Source organism: Acinetobacter lwoffii, from assembly GCF_024129855.1.
GTDB lineage: Bacteria > Pseudomonadota > Gammaproteobacteria > Pseudomonadales > Moraxellaceae > Acinetobacter > Acinetobacter lwoffii_L.
Genome location: NZ_JAMXXC010000093.1, coordinates 1 through 267, shown reverse-complemented (window position 1 = coordinate 267; position 267 = coordinate 1). Strand labels below are relative to the sequence as shown.

The following is a 267-nucleotide window of genomic DNA, read 5'->3' as shown; positions in this document are numbered from 1 at the left end:
TGACTGCAAATGACCTTTGGATTCCGCGATCCAAACGTCTAAAACGCCCATACCAGCCACGCTATAACCGTGATTGCTTCGGTGAGCTGATCCAGATTGATGGCTCATATCATGACTGGTTTGAAGGAAGAGCCACCAAATGCTGTTTGCTGGTTTATATCGATGATGCTACCGGCAAGCTGTTGCATCTACGCTTTTGTGAGGCTGAAACGACCTTTGACTATATGCTTTCAACCCGAGCCTACATTGAGCAATACGGCAAGCCCT

General features: G+C 47.6%; 1 pseudogene. It reads left to right on the top strand.

The window, feature by feature from the left end:
* Positions 1-267: pseudogene (locus NI465_RS16650) on the top strand (ISNCY family transposase); the annotation flags it as partial.